Here is a 24,844-nt window from a genome sequence, read left to right as displayed (position 1 = left end):
ACATCGCTACCACCAGCGGCAACAGCTTTTTCGAGCCACACGAGCCGAAAGGAACGCTTGCGTCGCTCGATCTCGAAGACGAGAACGCCGAGCGGTTCGGGGCATCCGCGATTGGCGATCTGAGCTGGAAAGACCTTTTCGACGCCGACGCCTGCACTGCGTGCGGAAGGTGCCAGCAGCGCTGCCCGGCGTATCTCACCGGCAAGCCGCTCTCGCCGATGAAGGTGATTGACGACATCGGCTCGCTTGCCGAAACGGCATCGGAGAACGGCCTGATCGAGGCGGTTTCACGTGGTGCTCTCTGGTCGTGCACCACCTGCGGTGCGTGCGAGGAGATTTGCCCGGCGAGCATCGAGCATGTCGGCAAGATCATCGAGATGCGCCGCAGCCTCGTGCTCATGGGGGGGGAGTTCCCCGGCGAGGAGGCCCGCCGCGCCTGCGACGCCATCGAAGTCAACGGCAATCCGTTCGGCCTCGCCGCCGCATCGCGAGGCGACTGGGCCAAAGGCCTGCCGGTCAGCGTCGCCGATGGGAAAACCGAAACGGACATTCTCTACTTCGTCGGCTGCTACGCCTCGTTCGATCCGCGAAATCGCAAGGTAGCCAAGAGCTTCATCAAAATCTGTGAGGCGGCGGGCGTCAGCGTCTCGATCCTCGGCCCCGCGGAGCGCTGCTGCGGCGAACCGGCGCGGAAGCTCGGCAACGAGTACCTCTACCGAATGGTGGCCGAGAGCAACATCGCTGCGTTCTGTGCGGCGAAAGCAAAACAAATCGTCACGGCCTGTCCCCACTGCTTCAACACCTTCGTGCGGGACTATCGCGAACTCGGGCTGGACACGCCGGTCGAGCACCACTCCACCTTCATCCGGCGGCTCGTCGGCGAAGGCCGCCTCAAGCTGAATCCAGCAAGTTTCAGTGCCACCTATCACGACTCCTGCTATCTCGCCCGGTACAGAAACATTATCGAAGAGCCTCGTCTTGTGCTTGAGGCCGCGGGCGGCAGGCTCGCCGAAATGGAGTGGTCGGGCAGAGAAGGCTTTTGCTGCGGAGCGGGCGGTGGGCGCATTCTTGCCGGGGAAAAGCTGGGTACGCCGATCGTAGACGAGCGACTCCGCATGGCCAGAAAGACCGGCGCATCGACGCTGGTTTCGGCCTGTCCATTTTGCCTGAGCATGTTTGAAGACGGGTTGAAACGCGAATCCGGCAAACCGGAACTCGAAGCATTCGATCTCGCGGAGGTTATCGCCCAGAGCATCGATCAACACGAAACAGCAACAAAAGAAATTTTTCATGATGCTGACCCGAATTGAAGCGCAACAGCGGGTAGTGCGCCTGCAAGCGCGTCTTGCTGAAAGCGGAATACAGGCGGTGCTCCTCTTGATGCCCGTTGATATTTTCTACTTCACCGGCACGCGCCAGAACTCGGCGCTCTGGGTTCCCGCCGAGGGTGAGCCGGTGCTGCTCGTGCGCAAAAGCCTCGTTCGCGCAAAAGCCGAAGGACTGATCGACGACATCCGCCCCTTTCCGTCGAGCAAGGAGCTGTCGGCGCTGCTCGGGCGCGAGGGTGACAAGGTTGGCATGACCTTCGACGCCGTGCCGGTGGCGCAGCACGCCTGGTATTCGAAGGTGTTGCCGGGGCGTACCTTCACCGATGTCACCATGACCGTGCGCGAGCTGCGCTCGGTCAAGTCGCCCGCCGAAATCGACATGCTCCGCCACAGCGCGGAGAAGCTCTGCTCGATCTTCCGCGAGGTGCCGACTTTCCTGAAGGCAGGGATGCGCGAGGTCGATCTGGCCGCCGAAGTGGAGTCGCGGTTGCGCCGGATCGGGCACGAAGGGTACGTGCGAATGCGGGCGTTTAACCAGGAACTCTTTGGCGGCATGGCGGTGTCTGGCGGCGCGGCGAGCTACGGATTTTTCGACGGAGCCGTTACGGGTCGGGGGCTGTCGAGTGCCGCGCCGCAAGGGGCGTCATTCGATGTGATCCGGGAGAACGAGCCGGTGCTGGTCGATTTCGTCGGCGTCTTCAACGGCTACATCGTCGATATGACCCGCATGTTCGTCGTTGGCACGCTCGATGCCGAACTGCAACATGCCTTCAAGGTATCGCTGGAAATTCAGGAAGCGGTGCGCCGGGCGATGGTGCCGGGCGCGATCTGTGAGGAGATTTACAAGCAGGCCGCCGCGATGGCCGAAGCGGCAGGTCTCGGCGGCAACTTCATGGGAATGCCGGGCGAGCAGTCGCGTTTTGTCGGCCACGGCGTTGGCCTCGAACTCGACGAGCTGCCGGTGCTCGCGCAAGGCTTTGTCATGCCGTTGCAGGCGGGGCAGGTCGTGGCCGTCGAACCGAAATTCGTCCTTCCCGGCAAAGGAGCCATTGGCATCGAAAACACCTTTGTCGTAACGGAAAATGGTAGCGAGCGCCTGACGGAACTGGCTGATGATGTGGTCGCGCTTTGAGCGGGAAATAAAAAAAGGCTCCGGTTTTTCCAGAGCCTCGATACGGCGTATTTGCAATGCCTCTCAGAAACTGTACCTGATACCAGCAAGGATATTGCTGCTGGCAAGCGATACTTTTGTTCCGCCGAAAGAACCGTCGGATGGTGAGAGGTAGCGGTATCCGAGGTCGATGGTCGCGTTATTGGTGACTTTGATGCCGGCCCCTGCCCCAACCTGCCAGGCGAATTCGGTGCTGCTAAGTGAACCAGACATGTTGCCACCGCTGATCGATGCATCGGCAACTCCAAGGCCTCCCATGACGTAGGGCGATACGACGGAGTCCTTCATTGGAATGTCGTAATAGCCATTGGCCATGAAGGTCCACATGGACACATGGGCTCCACGAGGCTCGGGATCCAGCGCGGAGTCGACCTCGTTCCGATGGTACCCAACCTCAGCCTCCAGACGCACATCCTCATTTTTCAAGCCGACAGCGCCATTGATCAGGTATCCGGTTTTGTACTTGATCTCATCGTTATTTCCATCGACTGTCGAGTTATTCAACAATCCGAGGCCACCTGAAAGGCTCACATACGGAGTGCTTGCCGCATGAGCCAGGGATGGTACTGCACACACTCCTGCCAGCAGCAGGGGGAAAATCATTTTTTTCATGGTTGTCATTGTTTTTTGTTTCATCGTTTATCAGAACATGAGCTACTGCTCAATCCAATCTATGCAAAATTTTGAAAACAACGCAAGACACTTCGGCAACTTGAGTGTGGCGGTTTCCGGAAGAAATTTTGCCGGTTTTTCAGTTGCCAGTTCGATACCGGCTTACTACGTTGTTCATGGATATGGCTTTCCGGTACGTATCGTTGGCCGGATTGCGGGCAAGCTTTGCTGAATGAGTGTGATTTTGATGTCATGAACATACTGGTCTGTGTAAAACAGGTGCCCGATATGGAGGGGCATTTCGTGCCGAACGCTGCTGGCAGCTGGTTCGATGAGGCCGGACTTGCCTGGCGGATGAACGAGTATGACACCTTCGCAGTCGAACAGGCCGTGCGACTCAAAGAGGCGCTCGGAGGTGAAGCGCAGGTGACGGTACTTTCCATTGGCCCGGCGAGGGTGGTGGAGACGATTCGCAAGGCGCTTTCTATGGGGTGCGACGACGGCGTGCACATCGACGATCCGATGGCAACAGAACGCGATCCGTGGCAGATCGCTTCGATGATCGCCGGGTTTGCCGCCGGGCGCGGGTTCGACCTTGTTTTCACCGGCATGCAGTCCGAAGACCGCAGCTCCGCGCAGGTTGGCGTGCTGGTGGCCGAATGGCTTGGCATCGCCTCCGTGACGGGTATCACGGCATTCGAGTGGCAGGATGGCGCGATGACTGTCGAGCGCGAACTCGAAGGAGGACGCAGGTGCAGGCTCCGGCTGAAAGCTCCGGTGCTGCTGACCTGCCAGCTTGGCCTCAATTTGCCCCGCTACCCGACCCTGCCGAATATCATGAAATCGAAACGCGCGGCGCTGACCGTGCTTTCTCCGGAATCGGTCGGGCTTGAATCGCCGAAAGGGTCCTCCGCAAATTTCCGCCCCCACGAACCCAACGGAGCGGGCGTGATTCTCGAAGGCGACGCCGGGGCGATGGCCGCTCAGGTGCTTGAAATTCTTGAAGCCAAAGGGTTCGTTTCCGGCAAAGGAGGAGCGCGATGAAGCTGCTGCTTGTTGGTGAAGTCCGCGACGGTCGCCTCACCGCCGAAACCGCGGAGTTGTTTGGATTCGCCGCCCGGCTCGGTGCGGAGATTTCGATGGTGCTGGCCGGGGCGGCGGACGATATTCCCGCTTTCGACGGGCGACTCTATCGCGCGGAGGCCGGAAATGAGTACGACGCGGCGTATTGCAAACGGCTCGTGCTGGCTGCCGTCGAGCGGGAGCAGCCCGACGCCGTGGTGTTTCCGCACTCGTCGCTTGGCTGGAACGTCGCGCCGCGCGTGGCGTTCGCCATGCAGGCGGCGCAGGTCTCCAGCGTTGCGGGACTTGACGACGGTGGCTACGTGGTTGAGAGTTGCAACGGTAAGATGCGCCGCACCGTCACGCCGCTGACCGACTTTGTCGTGCTGACGATCCAGCCGGGGGCGTTCGCCGCCGTGCCGATGGCCGGTACGTCCGAGGTAATCGCTATCGCCGCCGAACCGGACGCCGCTATCGAGTTCCTCGGTTGCATCGAGCCAGAGCGGGGCATCGATCTCACTCGTGCTGGGGTGATCGTCAGCGCCGGGCGCGGCGTCGGCAGCGCCGAGCGCGTCGAGTTGGTGCGGGCGCTCGCCGACGCGCTCGGCGGCGAGGTTGGTGCGAGCCGCCCGGCGGTCGATGCCGGATGGCTCGAAAGGGCGCGGCAGGTGGGGTCGAGCGGGCAGAACGTTTCTCCCGAGCTCTACGTGGCGTGCGGCATCTCCGGCGCGATCCAGCACCTTGCCGGAATGAAAGGCTCCGGCTTCGTGCTCGCCGTCAACCCCGACCGCGATGCGCCAATCGCCAGCGTGGCCGACGTGCTCGCGGTGTCGGACGTGGCGGAGTTCCTGCCCGCGCTGACGGCAGCGATTCGGGAACGGCAGTGAGCGCCGCACGGTAATTTTTTCAACGACAACGAAATAGTGGATGAATCAGCAAACATACGCTTTCACGATGGAGTTGGAGGTGCGTGACTATGAGTGCGACATGCAGGGCATCGTCAACAACAGCGTCTATCAGAACTACCTCGAACACGCGCGGCACGTGTATCTCAAAACGGTCGGCATCGATTTCAAGGAATTTACGGAGCGGGGCATCAAGCTCGTGGTTGTTCGCGCAGAAATCGACTACAAATCCCCGCTGCAAAGCGGCGACCGTTTCACCGTCGGCCTCAACATGGTGCGCGAGTCACCGCTGCGATTCGCTTTTTACCAGGATATCCTGCGTCTGCCGGAGATGAAGCCCGCGATCAAAGCCAAAATCACCGGTACCGCCCTTAACGGTCGAGGCCGCCCCGAGATTCCCGCCGAACTCGAAGCGCTGATGCAGCCGGGTGAGTGAGCCGTCACGAGTCGAAGCCGCGCAGGTTCAACGAGTAGCGATTGTCCGCATCGAGGACGAGCAGCTTTAGGTCAAGCAGTTTTTTCAGGTCACGCCGCGCGGTCATTTCAGATACTTTTCTGTACAGCATCGCGTAGGGCATCGCCTGTTGAAGTTCGTGCAGCGTGAACGGCTTGCCCGACGAGTCATCGAGCAGCAGTGTCAGTAAATCATTCTGCCGCTTCGTGATTGCCTTGTTGCTAATGAGAAAATGGAGGTAATCGCGCATCGCCATCACCCGGATGAAATTCGCGATGCGGTTTTTCATCTGCTGCAACGATTCGATCACGCCGCGCAGGTTGAATTCGAGAAACGGCGTGACATCTTTTTTGCTTTGATGCTCTCCGAGAAGGCGCGGTAATAGTCGTCAACATGCCGGTAATAGTAGTTCGAGAGCATTTTGGGGACGTAACGAATCCCTGCCGCCTGGAGCAGCATCGCCTCGATCAGCCGTGCGGTACGTCCGTTGCCGTCCCAGAAGGGGTGGATCAGCGAGAAGTGGTAGTGCGCCAGCGCCGCCCGCACGAAAACGTTCTCGCTCAGGAGGTCGTCGCTGTCAATCCAGTCGATGAACTCCCGCATGAGCATCTCGACATCTTCGATGATTTTCGGCGGCGTGTAAATGCCTCCGTGCGCCTTGTCGCCGACCTTGACCATGCCATTTCGGTAGGTGCCGGGGATGTTGTCTTCATACGGCAGGCCGCTCGTGATCTGGCGGTGGAGGTCGCGGATGTGCTCTTCGGTCAGGAGACGCGAGGTTGCGAAGTTCGCCTTCTGCTCGTCGAGCCGCCGGTACGCGCCGATGAGGTTGGTAATTTCGAGCCTGTCCTTTGCTGTGTGGCCCGCATCGGGTATTTTTCCCTCGTCGAGTTCCCGAACTTCCTCTGCATTGAGGGAATTTCCTTCGATAGCGGCGGTTCCTGCGACCGAACTGTACAGAAGTTCCGGATCGATCTGTGACGACCACTTTGGCAGAATCGGCAAATCGCTGATAGCGTCGTTCAAAGTTGATGCTACGACGAGCAGCTTCTCGATGCGAGGCTTGTCATACTGATCGCAGAAGATGAACTTGCCCGACTTGAAGGTCATGACCTCTTTCATGTGATCGAAAATGTTAGTGATTTTGTTACACTCAATGATCTATAAAATAAACCATTAGCAAGAAAGTGCAGTTCATTTTTGTTAAAATTTTTTACGAGATTTGTTAAAGATTTCTGCAAAAATCATTGAAGAAAGCGTGAATCTTTTTTTCACTTCTGTTATCTGCTTATGAAACCACTCAAAGAGGTTGCCGGGGCGTATCTGGCGCTTTCGGATGCGCAGCGTCAGTTGCTCGAATCAAACTATGACGAGGCGGCGGCGAATTGCCGCAAGGCGATGGAGATTTCGCGCACGATGCCGCTTGAGGAGGCGTTCGATCACGCCGGATTCGACGCGTTCTGCCACGCCGGGCTTGCCGAGGCGCTGGCAGGGCTCGGCTCGTTCGAGGAGGCGCTTCTGTCCGCCGACAAGGCTCTACATCATTTCAATCGGCGTGGCGAGCTGAATCAGGATGAGGGCAAGCTCTGGATTTCGGCGGTCTATAGCCGCGCGTTGGCGCTCGACGGTCTCGGGCGCGGCGCGGAAGCGATGCCGGAGTTCAAGAAGGCGGTCGAGATGATCGAGGAACGCAAGGGCGAGACGCCGGGCAAGGAGCGGATGATTGAGGTTGCGAACGACCGAATCGCTAAACTTGGTGTGTCGAATCAGCAGAAAAAACTGGGCTACAAGGCCTGGTGGGAGTTCTGGTCGTGACCGAATCCGGCGCGATTCAGACAGTCCTCGTCGTGAGGCTCAGCGCCATCGGCGACATCGTGTTGACGACGCCCGTGCTGGCCGAGCTGCATCGCGCGCTTCCGCAGGCGCGGATCGACTATTGCACCAAGGCGCCGTTCGCGCCGCTCGTCGTGTCGAATCCCGCCGTGGCGTCGGTCGTGACGCCGGAGTCGCTTGCAGCCGGATCGGCGTACGATCTGGTGCTCGATCTGCAAAACAACCGGCGGTCTCGCGCCCTCGTCCGGAAACTTCGGGCAGGCAAGGTCACGCGCTACCACAAGCGCAATTGGAAAAAGCTGCTGCTGGTGCAGTTCAAGATCAATGTTTCGGGTGGCTACCACTCCGTTGTTGAGCGTTACGGCGAGGCGCTGGGGGGAATCGCGCCGAAAGTCACCGCGCTATGCAGCCTCTATCCGTCGCCGGAGGATCGTGCCTTTGCCGCCGGAGCGCTCGGCGCGGATGGCTCTGTGCTGGCGGTTTGCTTTGGCGCGAACCACTTCACCAAGCGCTACCCACTCGAACGCTTTGCCCGGATCATCGAGCTGGTCACATCCCAAACTCCGGCGCGCGTTCTGTTGCTCGGTGGCAAGGAGGACGAACCGGACGCCGCAAAACTTATCGCGATGCTTCCCGAATCGGCGCAAAACCGCGTGCAGTCGCTCGCCGGAAAAGCTTCGCTCATGCAGTCCGCCGCGCTGCTCGAACGCTCGGCGCTCGTGCTCACCAACGACACCGGGCTGATGCACATCGCCTCGGCTTTCGGCAAAAAGCTTTTCGTCATTTTCGGCTCGTCGGTCAAGGAGTTTGGCTTCATGCCGTGGGGGGCAGAGTACGAGCTGTTCGAGACGCAGGGACTCTCTTGCCGTCCCTGCTCGCACATCGGTCGCGCTGCCTGCCCGAAAGGGTACTTCCGCTGCATGATGGAGATCGCGCCCGAACGCATCGCCTCGCGCATCATCGAAACGCTCAACCAGTTGTCGCCATGAAGATCGCCACGTGGAATATCAACGGCATCCGCGCCCGGCAGGAGGCGCTCGCCGTATGGCTCGAAAGCCGCAAGCCAGATATCGCGGTGCTCGAAGAGGTGAAGGCGCGCGAGGAGGAGATTCCCGAAAGCATCGCTTCGATCGAGGGGTACCGGAAATTCTGGAACGGCTCGTCGTTCAAAAAGGGGTACAGCGGCGTCGGCCTGCTTGTCCGCGATGGCAGCCTCGACGAGTTTACTTGCGAGGTGCCGCCGTTCGACATCGAGAACCGAACGCTTGTGCTGCACGCGCCACAATTCACCCTCATCGGCACCTACGTGCCGCGTGGCGACGGAGCGGAGCACTACGCCGTAAAACTGCGTTATCTCGCTGATCTGAAAGCCTTTATCGCTGGACTCCTGGCTGAAGGACGCGAGATCATTCTCCTTGGCGACATCAACGTGGCGCTTCGCGATATCGACGTGCATCGCTCGCAGAACAAGCCCGGCGCGACGGGGCTTCGTACCGAAGAGCGGGCGGCCATCGGGGCGCATCTCGAACTCGGGCTGCACGACATCGTCCGCGAGCTGAATCCCGACAGGAAAGACCTGTTTACCTGGTGGCCCAACTGGAAATTCGCCCGCGAGCGCAACCTCGGCTGGCGCATCGATTGCATCTATCTTACTCCCGCTCTGGCCGGAAAAGTCTCCGGGGTTTCGGTCGATCTCGACGAGAAAAGCTCCGACCACGCGCCGGTATCGGTCGAACTCTCTTTGTGATTCACGCTTGTTACAAGGACGTTAACAATGCTGTGTTCGAGGCGTTGGAAAACAAAAGAAAATTTTTACCTTGCATGTCCTAAAACGCGAATGGTGTTCGTGCGTCCGCATGAAGCCGCGAAAGCAGGGATGCGCAATACCTGTTTTCCGCCATTTGCACAGTATGACTTCACTCAAGAACGATTGCGCTATGAATACACTGAAACAGTATGAATGCACCGTCATCATTGACGGCGGCCTTCAGGATGATGCCATTGCCGCAGCCATGGAGCTGGTCAAAAAGACAGTTACCGACAAAGGCGGCGTGATCAACAATGTCCTGGAAGTCGGAAGAAGGAAAATGGCCTACATCATCCGCAAGACCTCCATTGGTTACTACGCACACATCGAGTTCGATGCCGTGCCGTCGGCCATCGCCGAGATCGAGCGCGTGTTCCGCTATGAAGAGGCTATCCTGCGGTTCCTTATCATCCAGCTGAGCTCTCCGCTGCTCGAAATGCGCAAGCGCGTCGAGAAATACAGCGTCATGCTTGGTAGCCCTGAAGACCAGGCTGAACCTGAAGCTGAGGCTGCCGCCAAGAACTGACGGCCGATCGCACCCGGTTTATTGTGTGAATGACGAAACGATCCCATTTGTGAACAAAAAGGAGTAGATGCTATGGCGGAACTGAAAATGCCTGAAATCAACAGCGTCATCATTGCCGGCAACCTTACCAAAGACCCGGTCTTCAGACAGACCAATTCAGGTGGAACGCCAGTTGTCAATTTTTCCATTGCGTGCAATCGCAGGTTCAGGGACAGCAACCACCAGTGGCAGGAAGATGTCTGCTACGTTGGTGTGGTCGCCTGGAACAAACTTGCCGAGAGCTGTCGGGACAACCTGAGAAAAAGTTCGGCAGTGCTGGTTGATGGCGAGTTGCAGAGCCGCACCTGGAAAGCTCAGGATGGAACGTCGAGAACCGTGGTTGAAATCAAGGCAAGAAGGATCCAGTTCCTCAACAAGAGAAAGAAAAACGGAGAGGATGACGAGGAGGGCTTTATCGAGGACGATACGCATGAAACCCATCATCTCGACGATGACGGGCACATGTACGAGTACAAGTACCTCTCTTCCGACTGAGAACGAGCACTTCGTTCTGCTGTCATTGAAACAGGCAGACGATGGGCCACAAGATCATGCAAGCAAAATTCTGAACAAAATCAATGAGACAGAAATCATCACCGTCGCAGGGCAGCAAATCATTGAGCAATGCTCTGGCATCGAAGAAGAAAGTGTCGAAAAACCAGGTGGTTTTTTTTGACTATCGCGATGAGCGCAAACTGAAGCGCTTCATCAACGACCAGGGAAAAATCATCCCCCGCCGTATTACCGGCCTGTCGGCTAAAGAGCAGAGCCTCCTGACCCATTCGATCAAATGGGCAAGGTTTCTTGCTATCATTCCCTACGTTGCCGACGAATACAAATAAGTGGTTGTCCACACAAGTTTAATTATTCAGAACGAGGAAAAAGACCGTGAAAATAATTTTAAGAAAAGATGTGGCAACCCTTGGCGATGCCGGTGAAGTGGTCACCGTCAAGAACGGGTATGCCAATAACTACCTGATCCCGCAGGGATATGCCATTCGTGCTACAGAAGGCACGCTCAAGGCGCTTGAAACCGAGAAGAAACAGCAGGCTCGGAAAATCGAGCTTCAGCGCCAGAATGCACGTGAACTGGCCGAAAAGCTGGAGCAGATGACGCTGAAAGTGTCTGCCAAGGCTGGCGAGTCTGGCAAGCTGTTCGGCACCGTGACCGCTGGCGACATTGCCGAAGCGCTCAAGGTGCAGGGTGCTGATATCGACCGTCGCAAAATCCATCTCGAAGCTCCGATCAAGGCTCTCGGCAAGTACGAGGCCGATGCGAAGCTTTTCATGGATATTACGGCAAAGCTCAGCATCGAGGTTGAAGCAGAAGGCGCAGCCGCAGAGTAATTCATACGGCTTCGTTATTCCGAATCGTTGATTTCCTGAAATCAGCGGGTAAAATACGCCTCATGATCGCAAGGTCATGAGGCTTTTTTTATGCTGCTCTGTTGTAAAATCTTCAAGTCTGGCGTACCATTGAGAGAGACGGCATCTCTTCAGCGTCGCCGTGCTTCGTGCAGTATCCAGCCAAACCAATCAGGGAGAGCACCCATGAAACAAATTCTTCTTCAGGAAAAATACCCCATTTATATCCTTGAACTTGACAAAGAAGAGACCAGTTGCCGCAGCGTCGATGAGATCATCGCCTACTACCGGGAGAAAATCGAATCACATCCCTTTGCCGTGCTGATAGGAGAGTTCGACCATTATGGTCATACCGCTCTTCTGCCTGATGGCCAGATCGGTGAGGGTATAAGCGCAGGGAAGAACATCGTGTTCTGTTTCGGAAAAGAGCTGATGAACCCGAAGATGCTTGCGGTTCGTCCTCGTTCCATCGGTGTGGCCGAGATGAGCGGGCATTTCGTCATCAGTTTCCTCGAAGCGCCGAATCCTGCGGCCAACGCTTCGATGGAGGAGTGGACGCTGGCGCTGAGAAACCCGGTGCCCGCCTGATTCAGGATATCCATACAGAAATAAAAAAGCCTCGTAAGTTTGATCTCGCGAGGCTTTTTTGATTTTCTCAATCGGGCGTATTGGTATTCACTACGCCATGAACTGGCTGAGCATCCGGACGTCGTTCTCGAAGAAGAGCCGGATGTCGTCGATCTTGTAGCGCAACAGCGCCGTACGGTCGACCCCCATGCCGAAGGCGTAGCCGGTCCACTCTTCGGGATCGATGCCGCAGTTTTTCATCACGTTCGGATGCACCATGCCGCAGCCCATGATTTCGAGCCAGCCGGACTTTTTGCAGACTCGGCATCCCTTGCCACCACAGAGGTAGCAGGTAACGTCAACTTCTGCCGACGGTTCGGTGAAGGGGAAAAAGCTTGGGCGGAAGCGGAGCTTTACGTCGCTGCCGAACATCTGGCGTGCAAATGAGTAGATGGTGGCTTTCAGGTCGGCGAACGACACGTTTTTGTCGATGTACAGACCTTCGAGCTGGTGAAAGACACAGTAGCTTCGTGCGCTGATCGCCTCGTTGCGGTAAACCTTGCCGGGGCAGATCACCCGGATTGGCGGTTTTTCGTCGAGCATTACCCGCACCTGTACCGGTGAGGTGTGCGTGCGGAGCAGCACATCTCCCTCTTCCTGGCCTCGCGTGATGAAGAAGGTGTCCTGCATGTCGCGGGCCGGGTGGTTCGGCGGAAAGTTCAGGCGGTCGAAGTTGTACTCGTCGAGTTCAAGCTCCGGGCCGGTAGCAATGCCGAATCCCATCGCGGTGAAGATGCGCTTCATGTCGCCCAGCACCTTCTGCACGGGATGTTCCGAGCCGAGGAACGAGCGGCGTCCCGGCAGGGAGAGGTCGAGAGCTGGCGCCTCAGCCTCCGCGTTTTGCGCGAAAAGGCTTTCAGCATCGGCAGCTTTCGCTTCTGCCGAGAGTTTGAGCGCGTTGAGCAACTGCCCTATGCGAGGCCTGTCAGCGGAATCGACGGTTTTGAGCTGGCCGAACAGGCCGGCGATTTTGCCCTTGCGCACCGTGAACTCGAGCCTGAAAGCCTCGAGTTCCTTTGCGTTCCGTATCTGGTATCCGTCGATCTCCTGCTGCAGTTGCTGAATGCTTGTCTCCATAGGGCCGTTGTACAAAATATTAATCGAGAGCCGTTTTGACGATCAGAGAGAATGCTGCCGGATCCTTCACGGCGATTTCGGCCAGCGCCTTGCGGTCGATCTCGATGTTCTTTTTGTGGATGGCATCCATCAGGCGTGAATAGGAGACGCCGTTCTGACGGGCGGCAGCGTTGATGCGCATGATCCACAGGGAGCGGAAGTTTCTTTTCTTGACGCGGCGGTCGCGGTAGGCGTACTGCTCGGCCTTGTCAACAGCGTGCTTGACGACGGTCAGAACGTTGCCGCGTGAACCCCAGTATCCTTTGGCTTTATTGAGAATCCTCTTCCTTCTTGCTTTGGAAGCTACCGAATTGGTTGATTTAGGCATCGTGGTATCGAATTAATGTTATAGACTTTCTCAGGTCAGGCGAGGATCATTCTCTTGATCTGCTTCTCCATGGTGGCATCGACCAGCGTGGACTGGTGGAGGCGACGGGTGCGCTTGCGGTTCTTGTGTTCCAGGTTATGGGAACCGTTCATACGCTCGCGTTTGATTTTTCCGGATGCGGTGGCCTTGAATCGCTTGCAGGCGCCGCGATGTGATTTCATTTTAGGCATGATCGTCGGTTTAAATTAAAAATCGCTTGTTATCAGTATGGTTTTATTCGTCATCGTCGTCCTCAATATCTTCGAGCTGAGGCGGTAAGGGCGGCAGTGGCGGCGCGGCTTCCCTGGCGCGCCATTTTTCGAACTGCTCGATCTTTTTCTTGTCGGGCTCGAAATAGACGAAGAGCTTTTTGCCCTCGAACTTCGGGTCGCCGTCGCGGGTGGCTACCGTGCTGAGCCTTTCGGTCAGGCGGTCGGCAAGTTCGAAACCCTTGTCCTTGTAAATGATCGAACGGCCGAGGAACACGATGGTCGCGCGGACGCGGTTGCCTTTGCGGAGGAACTCTTCGAGGTGCGCGGTCTTGAAGTCGAAGTCGTGCTTGTCGGTGTTGGGATGGAACCGCAACTCCTTCAGCGTGGTCTGCTTCTGCTTTTTCTTGAGGTACTTGTCCTTCTGCGCCATCTTGTAGATCAGCTTCCCGTAATTTTCAAGCTTGCAAACGGGTGGCTGGGCATTCGGCTGAACCTCGATAAGGTCGATCCCGCGCTCTTCGGCCATTCTTCGAGCGTCCTGGGTTTTCATAACCTGCATGCTTCCCTCGGGAAACACGACCCTGACTTCTGGTACACGGATCTGTTCGTTGATCCTGTAAGAAACTTTGGGCTTCTGGTTGCCGGATGTTTTCTGTTTTTTCATTCGATCTTTTTTTGTTGATAGTCAGATCAGGATCGTCGATCTCTTTCCTCACAGAGCTTGGCGATCAGCTCGTCAACGCCAAAACTGCCTTCGTCACCTTTGCGGTGGCGGCGGAGCGAGACCTCGCCCTTCTCCTGTTCGTTCCTGCCAATGACGAGCATGGCGGGAATTTTCGAGACTTCCGCCTCGCGGATTTTTTTGCCGATCTTTTCGCTGCGCAGGTCGAGTTCGGCGCGGATGCCCGCTTCGTGCAGTTTTGCATAGACCTCGCGAGCGTAGTCGTGCACGTCCTCGGCGATGGGCAAGACGACCGCTTGCACGGGGGCGAGCCAGAGCGGGAAGTTGCCCGCCGTGTGCTCGATCAGGACGCCGATGAAACGCTCCATCGAACCGAACGGTGCGCGGTGAATCACCACCGGGCGGTGCTTCTGGCCGTCGCTGCCGATGTAGCTGAGGTCGAAGCGCTCAGGCATGACATAATCGACCTGCACGGTGCCGAGCTGCCACTTGCGGCCAATCGCGTCGCGCACGATGAAGTCGATCTTCGGGCCGTAGAAGCTCGCTTCGCCGATACCGATGAAATACTTGATGCCCATGCGGTCGGCGGCCTCCTTCACATCCATCTCGGCCTGCTCCCACACCTTGGCGGTGCCGCCGTACTTCGACTGGTTCTCCGGATCGTGCAGCGACAGGCGCGTTTCGACGTCGTCAAAGCCAAGCGTGTTGAACACGAAGCGGGTCAGGTCAATGGCGTTGCAGATTTCGTCAACGAGCTGGTCGGGACGGCAGTAGATGTGCGAGTCGTCCTGCGTGAAGCCGCGGGCGCGCACCAGGCCGTTCAGCTCGCCGGACTGCTCGTGGCGATAGACAGTGCCGAACTCGGTCAGCCTGATCGGCAGGTCGCGGTAGCTGCGCAGCGTCTGGCTGTAGATCAGGTGGTGGTGCGGGCAGTTCATCGGCTTGAGCAGATACTGCTCCTCGCGGCCCGTCTCGTCCTTGTAGGTGAGCGGCGGGAACTGCGAATCGCTGTAGTACGGGTAGTGGCCCGAACGTTTGTACAGCTCGATGTTGCCGATGTGCGGCGTGTACACTGGCACGTAGCCGCGCTTGCGCTGCTCGGCTTTCAGGAAGGTTTCAAGTTCGTTGCGGATGATCGCGCCATTCGGCAGCCAGATCGGCAGGCCGCTGCCGACCTCCGGGGTCAGCATGAACAGCCCCAGCTCCGCGCCGAGCTTGCGGTGGTCGCGCTTGCGGGCCTCCTCCAGCCGGGCGACGTGCTCCTTGAGCAGCTTGTCACTCGGGAAGGTGATGCCGTAGATGCGCTGCATCGTTTCGCGCGACGAGTCGCCACGCCAGTACGATGAGGAAATATTGGTCAGCAGCACCGCCTTGACCTTGCCGGTCGAGGGCAGGTGCGGGCCGCTGCATAGGTCGGCGAATCCGCCTTGATGATAGACCGAAACCGTCGGAACTTCCTTCAGCGTGTCTTCGAGAATCTCGACCTTGTAAGGGTCTTTGCGCTCGTTGGCGAAGTATTCGATGGCCTGTTCACGCGGCATCTCCTCGCGGGTGATGGCGAGATCGCGTTTGCTGATCTCCAGCATTTTCGCCTCGATTGCGCGAAGGTCGTCCTCGTTGAAGCGGTGCTCGCAGGCGATGTCGTAATAGAATCCCTGCTCGATGGCCGGGCCTGCGCCGAACTTCGCACCGTCGAACAGCTCCTCGATGGCATGGGCCATCAGGTGGCTCGAACTGTGCCAAAAAATCTCGCGGCCCTCGGCGGAGTCGAAGGTGATGATCGAAACGCTCGCATTCCCGGTGAGTGGCGTGGCGAGGTCGCGCGGCTTGCCGTCGATGGCGATGGCGAGCGCTGCCTGCGCCAGCTTTTTACCGATGGATGCAGCGATCTCAAGGCCGGTAATGCCGGAAGGATAGCTTCTTTCAGAACCGTCGGGCAAGGTGATAATCACCTGTTGACGGTCATCCGTTATTTCAGACATTGAATTTGTTGTCCATAATCATGTTGCCGGGGCAAGGGTTTTGAAACCGGCCCCTCCCCTCAGCGGGGAAAAATCCTTGACAGCCTCTTTTTGTCAGTATTCGCCGGTCGGGAGGGCTGCTCTGGACGCCGTGCTGAAAATCAGCGGCGTTTCTTTTTCCCCGTACCGATAAGAAGTCGGGCATAATGCAAAAAAATCCCGCAAATATGCAAGAAAGATTTGCCAGGCCGGTGTTTGACCTGTAGGGGCAACCCTCGCGGTTGCCCCACGGGAGTAATGCTGTGGATGCAGTGGAGTTGGTAGACTTTTCAGCCAAGCTGTTGCAGAATGTCAGGAGTGACGGTGTCGAGGCCACGAGATGCTGCCAGATTTTCGGCTTTTCGTTTGAGTTCCCGGCCAAAGGAAATTTGGCTGATGAAGGGGGCTTTTTTGACGATGCCGTCGAGGATGGCGTTGGCTTCGGGCGTCCATTTGAGCGGCTTTGCGGGCGCCGCAGCCTGCTGACGCCGGGTGATGGGCAGGAAGTTGAAAAGCGTATCGTACAGAGCGTTGACGATCTCCTGCACCAGCCAGACCACGCCGCTGTGGCCCATGAAGGGCGTGCCGAGCGCGCGGCGCACGATGGGGCCGGGGAAGCCCGCCGGGATGAAGCGGCTTTTGGCGTCGGCTTCGGCGAGGTAGATTTTGTCGGGCATCCGTCCGAACAGGAACTGCGGCTGTGTTTTCGCGATCTCATCGCGCACGGCGGCGTTGTCGGCATCCGATGAATCGATGCTGAAGAGGCACTGCATCCCAAGCTCATCCGAGAGCACGCGCCGGATGCCGTTGGCGTAGCTTTTACTGGCGACCACGCCGAAGCGGATGGTCGGGAACCACTCCGACTGCGGCCCACGCCACAAGTCCCACAACGGGCTGAGCGTCGTGCGTTTCTCCTCCGCGATGAATCGCGCCGCCTCTTCCGGCGTTCCGGCGAGGAGACCGACCTCCTCGATGAAGCGGTCGGTCTGTTCGATGCCGAATGGCGCGTAGAGCAGAGGGCGACCGAGCTTTTCGGCGAGCTGCGAGCCGAATTCGCGGTACATCACCACAATCGCCGCCGAGTTTTTCAGCTTTGCGATGTCCGCCGATTTCGACTCGAAGGGATAGACATGGACGACTTTGCCGCCCGCGCCAGCGATGAGCCGCTTGATTTCGGCAAGGTCGGCGGGGCTGTTGAAGCAGCCGTAGGTCGGGCCGATGATGCTCACCGTGCCCGGCTCAACCTTCGCAGGTTTGCCGTCGTCGAACTGGCCGAAGAGCCACGCAAGTGCCCGGTCGCGGCCCTGCCACTCGTTCTCGCCCAGCGAGTTCGACGGGAAAAAGCGCACCGACGGGTACTTCATGGCGAGCATGTTCTGGTGGTCGCTGCCGATCATCTCGCTCTCCGCGCTCGAAACGAGGATGAGCTGCTTGCCGGAACCCATCAGCTTTTCGATGGTCTCCTGCACAATTTCAGAGCTGCCCGATGAGGAGATTTCCCGCTCGGTCAGGCTGGTTGGCGTGAGGTTTTCAAGGTAGGGAATGGCGTCGGTGTAGTCCATGACGGCGACGCCGGCCAGGTTGTAGCACCCCACGGGCGCGTCGGCGATGACGTGCACGTCTTCGAGCGCGCAGAAGGTATTGACCGAGGCCCAGTAGGCGCTGGCGGTCGATTCGTCCCGGATGATTTTTCCCATGGTCGGAGGGCGTAAGCTGGGTTGATCGAAGCTCATCCGGAAGCCGCGGATGAAGCGCCTAATTTACAATAATATGTGCCTACGGATCAAGGTCTCACGCTTTCGAGCGATACCGGAAGCGTGCCTTTAGGAACGAGCTCGCCCTTCAGTGCTTTGAGGATGGCGGCGTCGGTCTCTTCGTTTTCACTGTAGGCGCATAGTGCCGAGCCAATCTCGGGAAAGGCATCAAGGATGTATGGCGTGCCGAACGAGATGAAGAGCACTGGCGTGCCCGCTTTTGTCTTTGCGGGGAGGCTGTGGACGAAATCGCGTTGCTGTTCGGTAAGCTTGGACGGCATGGTTGGCGACCAGGCCTGGATGCCGGTAGTCAGAATTACCGCGGAGGCTTTGAGCACTGCGTCGGTAGCCTGCTGAAAAAATTCTGGCGTGCTCTCAGGCGAAAGCCGGAATGTGGTGACGTTGTAGCGGGTGCGCAGCGTATCGGCGAAATCGCGGCCGACTTTCTGTCCGGATCGGTCGTTCAGGATGATATTGACGAGCTGTCCCTTTTCCGGAATGCGAAGCGGCAGATTCCGGTTGCGATCCCTGATAAGCGTGAGCGACTCTTCGGCGATCTGTGCGGCGACCCGTTTGTTTTCCGGAGTACCGACTCGCTCGTTCAACCGGGTAAGCTCGACCAGTTTCTGCCGGTCGAGGCCCAGCCAGTGTTTCATCTGGAGAATCCTTCGCACCGAGTGGTCGATCTGCCGTTCAGAAATTTCTCCATTTTCGACGGCGGCGCAAACCGCATCGAAAATCAGTTCCGGTTCTTCGGGATAGAGCAGTATGTCGTTGCCTGCCTGCACGGCCTTGACGGCAATTTCTCCCGGTATCAGACCATCACTCTGTAGCGCCTTCATGTTGAGGGCGTCAGTCACGATCAACCCTTTGAAGCCAAGCTCATTCCGAAGCAGGTCGGTGACAATGGTTCTGGAGAGTGACGCCGGTTCCATGGTGCCGGTCAGCTTCGGCACGGCCAGATGGCCAACCATGACGCTCAACACGCCATTTGCAATCGCGGCACGGAAGGGTTTGAGTTCATAGTTTTCGAGCCGCCGTCTGTCACCTTCAAGCACCGGAAGGGCCAGGTGGCTGTCCACGGTCACATCGCCGTGGCCGGGAAAATGTTTCGCCGTGGCTGCGACGCCGTTCGATTGCAGGCCGTCGATGACCGCCGCCGACATGGCGTTGACCAGCGGAATGCGGTCGCCGAACGAGCGGGTGTTGATGACCGGATTGGCCGGATTGATATTCAGATCGACTGTTGGCGCGTAGTTTTGGTGGATGCCGACGGCGCGTGCTTCACGAGCAACGATGTCGGCCATGCGGCGGGCAAGAGCCGGATCGCCAGCGGCGGAGATCGCCATGGCCGGCGAGAATTTTGTCGCACCGTCCAGCCGCATCGCCACCCCCTTCTCCATGTCGGCGCTGACCAGCAGCGGCACTTTCGAGACCTCCTGAAACCAGTTGGCCAAGAGGCCTGCGCTCTGAACATCGCCTTTCAGGAACATGATGCCACCGATTTTTCCTTCAGAGGCAAGTCGCGAAATGAGTTGGTATTGCGGGTCGTCATCGCTTTTGTAGACCGCGTCAACCTGTGCCACGATCATCTGGCCCACCTTTTCCCGGATGCTCATGTCGCGCAGCGTGCGCTCGATCCACGGGTCCCGGTTCGAGAAAACAGCCTGTGCAGACCAGGATTTCAGTAGGCCGCTCTTTGGCGAATCGACGCCGTTTGCCATTGCCGGTCGAGGTCCGGCGGAAAAGAGCGAAAAGAGAAAAAGTGCTATGAACGGTCTATGAAAAAAACGCATGATTCGTTCTGGTCTGGCTGAAAATCTCGGTGTTTCAGGGGGTAATCTATGAAACAAAATCCGGAGACTGAAAACCGATCAGAGGGATCGGGCTGATTCGTCTGATCGGACTGGTCAAAAAAAAGCTGTTCCGGCGTTTTGCCTGAACAGCCTTTAGCTTGAAATGCCTTGTGCCGGACTGCCGCTTCAGAGCGAGCAGCAGATGTTGAGCTGGCGGGAGGCCTGCGCTTCGTCGAGGCGCTTGACCGGCGTGGTCTGCGGTGCGGCAAGGATCACCTCCGGCGTGTTTTTGGCCTCTTCGGCGATGGCGACCATGGCGTCGGCGAAGGCGTCGAGCGTCTCCTTGGTCTCGGTCTCGGTTGGCTCGATCATGAGCGCTTCGCTGACGATGAGCGGGAAGTAAACCGTCGGCGCGTGGTAGCCGTAGTCGAGCAGGCGCTTGGCGATGTCGAGCGTGCGCACGCCGTGCTCTTTTTTCTGGCGGTCGCCCGACAGGCAGAACTCGTGCATCACCGGACGCGGGTAGGGTAGCGCGTAGTGCTCGACGAGCCGCTGGAGCAGGTAGTTGGCGTTGATGATGGCGTTCTCCGACACGCGGCGCAGTCCCGCGGCGCCGAGCATCCGGATGTAGGTATAGGCGCGTACCAGCACCGAGAAGTTGCCGTAGAAGTTCATCATGCGGCCAATTGTGTCCGGCTTGCCACCGTTCAGGCGGTAGCGCGTCTGGCCTTTCTCGTCGTACTTCTCGACAACCGGAACCGGCAGGAACTCCACGAGCCGCTCGCTGACGCCGACCGGGCCGCTGCCGGGGCCGCCGCCGCCGTGGGGTGCGGAGAAGGTTTTGTGCAGGTTGTAGTGCATGACGTCGAAGCCCATGTCGCCGGGGCGTGTGATGCCGAGCAGGGCGTTCATGTTCGCGCCGTCCATGTAGAGCAGGCTGCTGTTGCCGTGTACCAGCTTTTCGATTTCGGGCATCTGCTTCTCGAAAATGCCGACTGTGTTCGGATTGGTGAGCATCAGCGCCGCCACCTCGCCGTCGAGCTTGGCGCGGAGATCGGCCATGTCGGTGCAGCCCGAAGCGTCGCATTTTACGGACACGCACTCGTAGCCGCCAAGCGCCGCCGAAGCCGGGTTGGTGCCGTGTGCCGAATCGACCACCAGCAGCTTGTGGCGCTTGTTGCCGAGCTTTTCGTGATACTTCTTGATGAGCAGAATGCCTGTCAGCTCGCCATGCGCGCCTGCCGCCGGTTGCAGCGTCACCGCCTTCATGCCCGCAATCTCCTTGAGCATCTCCGCCAGCTCATACATGAGCTGCAACGCCCCCTGCGCGGTCGATTCCGGCTGCATCGGGTGCATCGAGGCGAAGCCCGGCAGCTCGCAGGTGTAGTCGTTGATCTTGGGATTGTACTTCATGGTACAGCTCCCGAGCGGATACATGTTTTTGTCAACGTGGTAGTTGAGGTTCGAGAGGCGCACGAAGTGGCGCACCACCTCGCTCTCCGGCATCTCCGGCAGTTCAGCCGGTTCCTTGCGCAGGAATTTCGAGGGCAGCAGTTCATTCGCCGGACGTTCGTCAACGTCGAGCGGGGAGAGGCAGTAGCCCTTGCGACCGCTGCGGGAAAGGTCAAAGATCAGTTGTTCTTTCATGGACGGGCCTTGATTGAGAGGCGTTCAGGTCATTGCCAGCGCAAAGCGCCGCAACCTGCATGGATTAACGATGTTCCCGGTCGTTCACGCTGACCGGAAGGTTTGCAATATACGCATTTTGGGGCGCGTGTAAAGAGGGTGATGGGGGGAGATTTTGGTGGTGCGAGCCTTCTGAACTCAAATGGTTCTCGTCAAGCAGTATTGCGGTATTTACAGTACCCCGTATCACATCATTTAGCAAAATCACGAAAACCGTGTTTTTGTCCAATTCATTCTCGATGGTTGCCGCAAAGTGCAGGCACTGCTCATCGAATGATCGATTTGGCCTAGATAATTAATGCTTAAGCTTCCCTTTCAGGGCACGTCTAAAAAGGGTGATTTGAAATATTCTCAGTCATGCAATCACTGAAGCAGCGCTATTCTGACCTAAAAACAGCCTGTTCATGGGCATCATTGCACCTGAAAACCGGTTTTCAGCGACGTTTGGGCGTAGTTATCCCCGGAGAAACACGTTGTAAACCTTTTTGTTGAGTTGCACGCAGCGCATCAGGTTGTCGGTCCGGTTACTCAGGCCGATCTCGGCCACCGCCCGCACATAGCCGATGGTTCTTCCAGGCATCGCTTTCATCGAGTTGGTCATGAATACAAATAAGTATTTTTCAACAACAACGTAGCTTTTTACCCCTTTTTGAACACCAGCACCAACCCCGTGCCGGACACACTCTTCAACGGACTCCCGCTGAAATCCGAAAATATCCCCTTGCACTGGAATCCGGCTTCTTCGTGCAACGCCCGATAGCGATCCACTCCAACCGGATAGAGTGTCACGGCTTCTTCGAACAGTACCGTATTTTCATTCCGAAGCGAGAAAGAAAACTGCAACGACTCAGGCGTAATCGAGGAATAGCGGCGCTGGAAGGTGGCTTTTGAGCCGTTAGCCTCGATGGTGCGCACCGGGAAATCGTATTTCGTCAATCCCGTGAGGACGTCCCAGTTCATGACCTGCATGAGCCAGTGGCCGCCCGGCTTGAGCAGTTTGTGGATTTTCGAGATGAACGGGGCGAGCTCGTCGGCAGGCAGATGCGCCATGACGTTGCCGATTGACCAGATGCAGTCGAATTGCGTTCCAATCTCATCGACCCGCCGCATGTCGAGGCAGCGGAATGCAGCTTCGGGATAGCGTTGCTTCGCTTCGGTGATCATCGCTTCGTCGAGATCAATGCCGAGTGGCTTGAACCCATCAGCAGCAAACCGCCCGCAGTAATGCCCCGGCCCGCATCCCACGTCGAGCAGCGGATTACCGGCACTTCCGGCATACTCCTTCAGAAAACGCCAGACCTCCTCCCTGAACGGGAATACCCGCTCGTAGTATTCCGAGAATTTCGAATAGAATGACATGGGCGAATGCACTGTTTCAGGATTCCGCAACAGGTGTGAACGGGTTTTGGCTGTCGAGCACGATCATGGCCTCTCTGGCGGCGAGCTGTTCGGCATCTTTTTTTCTTGGCGCGGTTCCCTTGCCGAGCGGCTGGCCGTTGCAGGAAACCTCGACGACGAACGTCTTTTCGTGCTCCGCTCCCTCTTCGGCGATGACCGTATAAAGCGGCGGTGGAAGCTGGCGCGACTGGGTGTACTCGATCAGGCGGCTTTTGTAGTTGTACTCTGACTCCACAAGCTTGTGCAGATCGACCCTTGCGATGACGTGGTTCGTGATGAAACGCTCGGCTCCGGCAAGTCCCTGGTCGAGGTAGATGGCACCGACCAGCGCCTCGATGGCGTCGGCAAGCGCCGATTCGCTCGTGCGTATCTTCTGTTTGTCGGCGGATTCACCGATGATGAGGTGCTTGCCAAGTTCCAGTTCACGGGCGAATGCCGCAAGTGATTTCCGGTTGACGATCTTTGCCCGGTTGCTCGACAGGTGCCCCTCGTCGCTTCCGGGAAACTGCTTGAAGAGGTGTTCGGAGATCAAGAGGTCGAGCACCGCGTCGCCGAGAAATTCGAGCCGCTGGTTCGATTCTGGTTTATGCTCTCCGCTGTGGTGGTCGTGCAGCACGGAGCGATGCGTCAGGGCGGTGCGGTAGATCAGGCGATTGCACTTGCGCCCGGTGAGTCGTTCGAGGTGCGTTGCCGTTTGAGGATCGAGAAGCAGGTTAGCGTCCGGGGTGCCAGAGGCACCATCGGACGCTTCTGAACAAAGGAACGGGAGTGACATCAGTTTTTGCCACAGGAGCGCCATCGTCGAGCCACTTCCGGTCAGGCGGCCGGGGCCTTCCTGAAGATCAGGCAGCCGTTGTGTCCACCGAATCCAAATCCGTTGTTCAGCGCATACTCAATCGAGCGCTGTTTCGGGACGTTCGGCGTCACATCCACATCGATCTCCGGATCGACATTGTCGAGGTTGATGGTCGGAGGCACGGTCTGGTTCTGCAGCGCCAGAATACAGGCGATCGACTCGACAGCGCCCGCCGCGCCGAGCAGGTGGCCGGTCATCGACTTGGTCGAGCTGATGCTGAGTTTGCTGGCGTGTTCGCCGAACACCTTCTTGATGGCCTTGATTTCAGCAAGGTCTCCAAGCGGGGTGGCGGTGCCGTGGGTGTTGATGTAATCGATCTTGTCCGGCGTGATGCCCGCCATTTTCAGGGCGTTGGTCATCGCGCTGCGAGCGCCGAGGCCCTCGGGGTGCGGAGCGGTGAGGTGGTACGCATCGGCGGATGCGCCCATGCCGACGACCTCCGCATAGATTTTTGCCCCGCGCTTGACGGCGGATTCGTAGGTTTCAAGCACCAGCGAACCGGCGCCTTCGCCCATGACAAAGCCGTCGCGATCCACATCGTAAGGGCGTGAAGCTTTTGTCGGAGCGTCGTTGCGGGTCGAGAGCGCTTTGGCCGAATTGAAGCCGGCCACGCTCATCTGCGTGATCGGCGCTTCCGAGCCGCCGCAAACCATGTAGTCGGCCATGCCCATTTGCAGGAGCATGACAGCGTCCATGACGGCGTGCAACGAAGTCGCGCAGGCAGAAGCGGTTGCATAGTTCGGTCCCATCAGGCCGTTGCGGATCGAAATCTGTCCGGCGGCGATGTCGGGAATGAGCATCGGAATGAAGAACGGGCTGACCCTGCGGGGGCCGCGTTCGAGGTACTGGCGGAACTGCTGGTCGTAGACCGTCATACCGCCAATGCCCGAGCCGTGCACCACGCCGATCCTGGTCGGATCGATCGAGGTCAGGTCGAGGCCGGAGTCTTTCAGCGCCTGTTCGGCGGTGATGACGCCGTACTGACAGTATGGATCCATGCGATCTGCAGATTTCCGGTCGATATACTCATCGGCCTTGAAATTCTTGAGCTCGCAGGCGAACCTGGTTGCAAAATCGGTCGCATCGAAATAGGTGATCGGAGCCGCGCCGCTTTTGCCCTCCATGAGGGATTTCCAGAAGTCCTCTGCCGAAAGGCCGATTGGTGAAAGGACGCCGATTCCGGTGACAACGACTCTTTTGAGTTCCAGACCCATCTGTTCAGATTTTACGTTGGTTTCAGGCAGGGAC

27 protein-coding genes and 1 pseudogene (1 of these 28 only partly in view) are annotated in these 24,844 nt (G+C 58.0%); 14 read left to right on the top strand and 14 right to left on the bottom strand.

Annotation, left to right across the window (positions count from 1 at the left end):
* Both NY406_RS09915 and NY406_RS09910 read left to right on the top strand, forming a co-directional pair.
* Positions 1–1,310, top strand: the 3' portion of a protein-coding gene (locus NY406_RS09915; RefSeq protein WP_260633792.1) for a heterodisulfide reductase-related iron-sulfur binding cluster. It extends 721 nt beyond the left edge of the window; 1,310 of the gene's 2,031 nt are visible here — the last part of the coding sequence; the start codon falls outside the window, past its left edge; the stop codon is at positions 1,308–1,310.
* Positions 1,294–2,460 carry a M24 family metallopeptidase gene (locus tag NY406_RS09910; protein ID WP_411267109.1) on the top strand — a complete coding sequence of 389 codons (1,167 nt, stop codon included), beginning with the start codon at positions 1,294–1,296 and terminating at the stop codon, positions 2,458–2,460. Before NY406_RS09915 ends, NY406_RS09910 begins: the two co-directional genes overlap by 17 nt.
* Positions 2,461–2,523: 63 nt before the next feature.
* Here NY406_RS09910 and NY406_RS09905 read toward each other — a convergent pair whose 3' ends face one another.
* Positions 2,524–3,111 carry an outer membrane protein gene (locus NY406_RS09905; RefSeq protein ID WP_260534037.1) on the bottom strand — a complete coding sequence of 196 codons (588 nt, stop codon included), beginning with the start codon at positions 3,109–3,111 and terminating at the stop codon, positions 2,524–2,526.
* Between NY406_RS09905 and NY406_RS09900 the strand changes: the two genes are divergently transcribed.
* Genes NY406_RS09900 through NY406_RS09885 form a run of 4 tightly spaced genes read left to right on the top strand, consistent with a single transcriptional unit; the run spans position 3,110 to position 5,514 of the window.
* On the top strand, positions 3,110–3,343 hold the full coding sequence (locus NY406_RS09900; RefSeq protein ID WP_260534035.1) for a hypothetical protein: 234 nt from the start codon (positions 3,110–3,112) through the stop codon (positions 3,341–3,343). The genes NY406_RS09905 and NY406_RS09900 overlap by 2 nt on opposite strands.
* Before the next feature lie 20 nt (positions 3,344–3,363).
* Complete coding sequence (locus NY406_RS09895) at positions 3,364–4,155, top strand: electron transfer flavoprotein subunit beta/FixA family protein (protein WP_411267080.1); 792 nt, start codon at positions 3,364–3,366, stop codon at positions 4,153–4,155.
* Positions 4,152–5,060 (top strand): electron transfer flavoprotein subunit alpha/FixB family protein, encoded by a 909-nt coding sequence (locus tag NY406_RS09890; RefSeq protein WP_260534030.1) that lies wholly within the window; start codon positions 4,152–4,154, stop codon positions 5,058–5,060. Before NY406_RS09895 ends, NY406_RS09890 begins: the two co-directional genes overlap by 4 nt.
* A 40-nt stretch (positions 5,061–5,100) precedes the next feature.
* Positions 5,101–5,514, top strand: coding sequence for an acyl-CoA thioesterase (locus NY406_RS09885; RefSeq protein WP_260534028.1), 414 nt, complete (start codon positions 5,101–5,103; stop codon positions 5,512–5,514).
* Positions 5,515–5,518: 4 nt separating this feature from the next.
* Here NY406_RS09885 and NY406_RS09875 read toward each other — a convergent pair.
* Positions 5,519–6,654 (bottom strand): annotated as a pseudogene (locus NY406_RS09875) (Fic family protein).
* A 168-nt stretch (positions 6,655–6,822) separates the two neighbouring features.
* On the opposite strand from NY406_RS09875, the gene NY406_RS09870 reads away from it, so the two are divergent.
* The 8 genes from NY406_RS09870 to NY406_RS09835 all read left to right on the top strand — a co-directional run bounded on the left by NY406_RS09870 (position 6,823) and on the right by NY406_RS09835 (position 11,690).
* On the top strand, positions 6,823–7,347 hold the full coding sequence (locus NY406_RS09870; RefSeq protein WP_260534022.1) for a tetratricopeptide repeat protein: 525 nt from the start codon (positions 6,823–6,825) through the stop codon (positions 7,345–7,347).
* Positions 7,326–8,354: a glycosyltransferase family 9 protein gene (locus NY406_RS09865; protein WP_260633791.1), complete on the top strand. Its 1,029-nt coding sequence runs from the start codon at positions 7,326–7,328 to the stop codon at positions 8,352–8,354. Before NY406_RS09870 ends, NY406_RS09865 begins: the two co-directional genes overlap by 22 nt.
* Entirely contained in the window at positions 8,351–9,112 is a 762-nt protein-coding gene (locus tag NY406_RS09860; RefSeq protein WP_260534020.1) for an exodeoxyribonuclease III, read from the top strand. The genes NY406_RS09865 and NY406_RS09860 overlap by 4 nt, the downstream gene beginning before the upstream one ends.
* 190 nt (positions 9,113–9,302) lie before the next feature.
* Positions 9,303–9,698: a 30S ribosomal protein S6 gene (gene rpsF, locus NY406_RS09855; protein WP_260534018.1), complete on the top strand. Its 396-nt coding sequence runs from the start codon at positions 9,303–9,305 to the stop codon at positions 9,696–9,698.
* A 72-nt stretch (positions 9,699–9,770) separates the two neighbouring features.
* Positions 9,771–10,232 (top strand): single-stranded DNA-binding protein, encoded by a 462-nt coding sequence (locus NY406_RS09850; RefSeq protein ID WP_164927163.1) that lies wholly within the window; start codon positions 9,771–9,773, stop codon positions 10,230–10,232.
* Positions 10,233–10,315: 83 nt separating this feature from the next.
* The gene (rpsR, locus tag NY406_RS09845) at positions 10,316–10,579 is read left to right on the top strand and encodes a 30S ribosomal protein S18 (RefSeq protein ID WP_164927162.1); all 264 of its coding nucleotides are present in this window, start codon (positions 10,316–10,318) and stop codon (positions 10,577–10,579) included.
* 46 nt (positions 10,580–10,625) lie between these two features.
* Positions 10,626–11,084 carry a 50S ribosomal protein L9 gene (gene rplI, locus NY406_RS09840; RefSeq protein WP_260534016.1) on the top strand — a complete coding sequence of 153 codons (459 nt, stop codon included), beginning with the start codon at positions 10,626–10,628 and terminating at the stop codon, positions 11,082–11,084.
* Between the two features lie 204 nt (positions 11,085–11,288).
* Entirely contained in the window at positions 11,289–11,690 is a 402-nt protein-coding gene (locus tag NY406_RS09835) for a DUF6858 family protein (protein WP_260534014.1), read from the top strand.
* 90 nt (positions 11,691–11,780) lie between these two features.
* Here the strand turns inward: NY406_RS09835 and pheS are convergent, their stop codons facing one another.
* The 12 genes from pheS to fabF all read right to left on the bottom strand — a co-directional run bounded on the left by pheS (position 11,781) and on the right by fabF (position 24,810).
* Positions 11,781–12,806 carry a phenylalanine--tRNA ligase subunit alpha gene (gene pheS, locus NY406_RS09830; protein WP_260534012.1) on the bottom strand — a complete coding sequence of 342 codons (1,026 nt, stop codon included), beginning with the start codon at positions 12,804–12,806 and terminating at the stop codon, positions 11,781–11,783.
* Positions 12,807–12,825: 19 nt separating this feature from the next.
* Positions 12,826–13,173 carry a 50S ribosomal protein L20 gene (gene rplT / locus NY406_RS09825; protein ID WP_260534010.1) on the bottom strand — a complete coding sequence of 116 codons (348 nt, stop codon included), beginning with the start codon at positions 13,171–13,173 and terminating at the stop codon, positions 12,826–12,828.
* A 35-nt stretch (positions 13,174–13,208) separates the two neighbouring features.
* Entirely contained in the window at positions 13,209–13,403 is a 195-nt protein-coding gene (gene rpmI / locus NY406_RS09820) for a 50S ribosomal protein L35 (RefSeq protein WP_129050875.1), read from the bottom strand.
* A 43-nt stretch (positions 13,404–13,446) separates the two neighbouring features.
* Entirely contained in the window at positions 13,447–14,088 is a 642-nt protein-coding gene (gene infC / locus NY406_RS09815; RefSeq protein WP_260534007.1) for a translation initiation factor IF-3, read from the bottom strand.
* Between the two features lie 26 nt (positions 14,089–14,114).
* A complete protein-coding gene (gene thrS, locus NY406_RS09810; protein WP_260534005.1) occupies positions 14,115–16,088 on the bottom strand; it encodes a threonine--tRNA ligase in 1,974 nt (657 codons plus the stop codon).
* A gap of 308 nt (positions 16,089–16,396) precedes the next feature.
* Positions 16,397–17,803, bottom strand: a complete 1,407-nt coding sequence (gene bchZ / locus NY406_RS09805) for a chlorophyllide a reductase subunit Z (protein WP_260534003.1) — start codon at positions 17,801–17,803, stop codon at positions 16,397–16,399.
* 86 nt (positions 17,804–17,889) lie between these two features.
* On the bottom strand, positions 17,890–19,656 hold the full coding sequence (locus tag NY406_RS09800; protein WP_260534001.1) for a glycoside hydrolase family 3 protein: 1,767 nt from the start codon (positions 19,654–19,656) through the stop codon (positions 17,890–17,892).
* Positions 19,657–19,842: 186 nt separating this feature from the next.
* Complete coding sequence (gene gcvPB, locus NY406_RS09795; RefSeq protein WP_260533999.1) at positions 19,843–21,303, bottom strand: aminomethyl-transferring glycine dehydrogenase subunit GcvPB; 1,461 nt, start codon at positions 21,301–21,303, stop codon at positions 19,843–19,845.
* 493 nt (positions 21,304–21,796) lie between these two features.
* On the bottom strand, positions 21,797–21,943 hold the full coding sequence (locus tag NY406_RS09790; RefSeq protein WP_260533997.1) for a hypothetical protein: 147 nt from the start codon (positions 21,941–21,943) through the stop codon (positions 21,797–21,799).
* A gap of 38 nt (positions 21,944–21,981) precedes the next feature.
* On the bottom strand, positions 21,982–22,701 hold the full coding sequence (locus NY406_RS09785; protein ID WP_260533995.1) for a class I SAM-dependent methyltransferase: 720 nt from the start codon (positions 22,699–22,701) through the stop codon (positions 21,982–21,984).
* A 16-nt stretch (positions 22,702–22,717) separates the two neighbouring features.
* Positions 22,718–23,515, bottom strand: a complete 798-nt coding sequence (gene rnc, locus NY406_RS09780; RefSeq protein ID WP_260533993.1) for a ribonuclease III — start codon at positions 23,513–23,515, stop codon at positions 22,718–22,720.
* A 41-nt stretch (positions 23,516–23,556) separates the two neighbouring features.
* Entirely contained in the window at positions 23,557–24,810 is a 1,254-nt protein-coding gene (gene fabF, locus NY406_RS09775; RefSeq protein ID WP_260533991.1) for a beta-ketoacyl-ACP synthase II, read from the bottom strand.
* Positions 24,811–24,844 lie beyond the last annotated feature (34 nt).

Source organism: Chlorobaculum sp. MV4-Y (assembly GCF_025244685.1).
Classification (GTDB): Bacteria; Bacteroidota; Chlorobiia; order Chlorobiales; family Chlorobiaceae; genus Chlorobaculum.
Note: the sequence above shows the minus strand (reverse complement) of the source record. Positions and strands in the feature narration are given on the sequence as shown.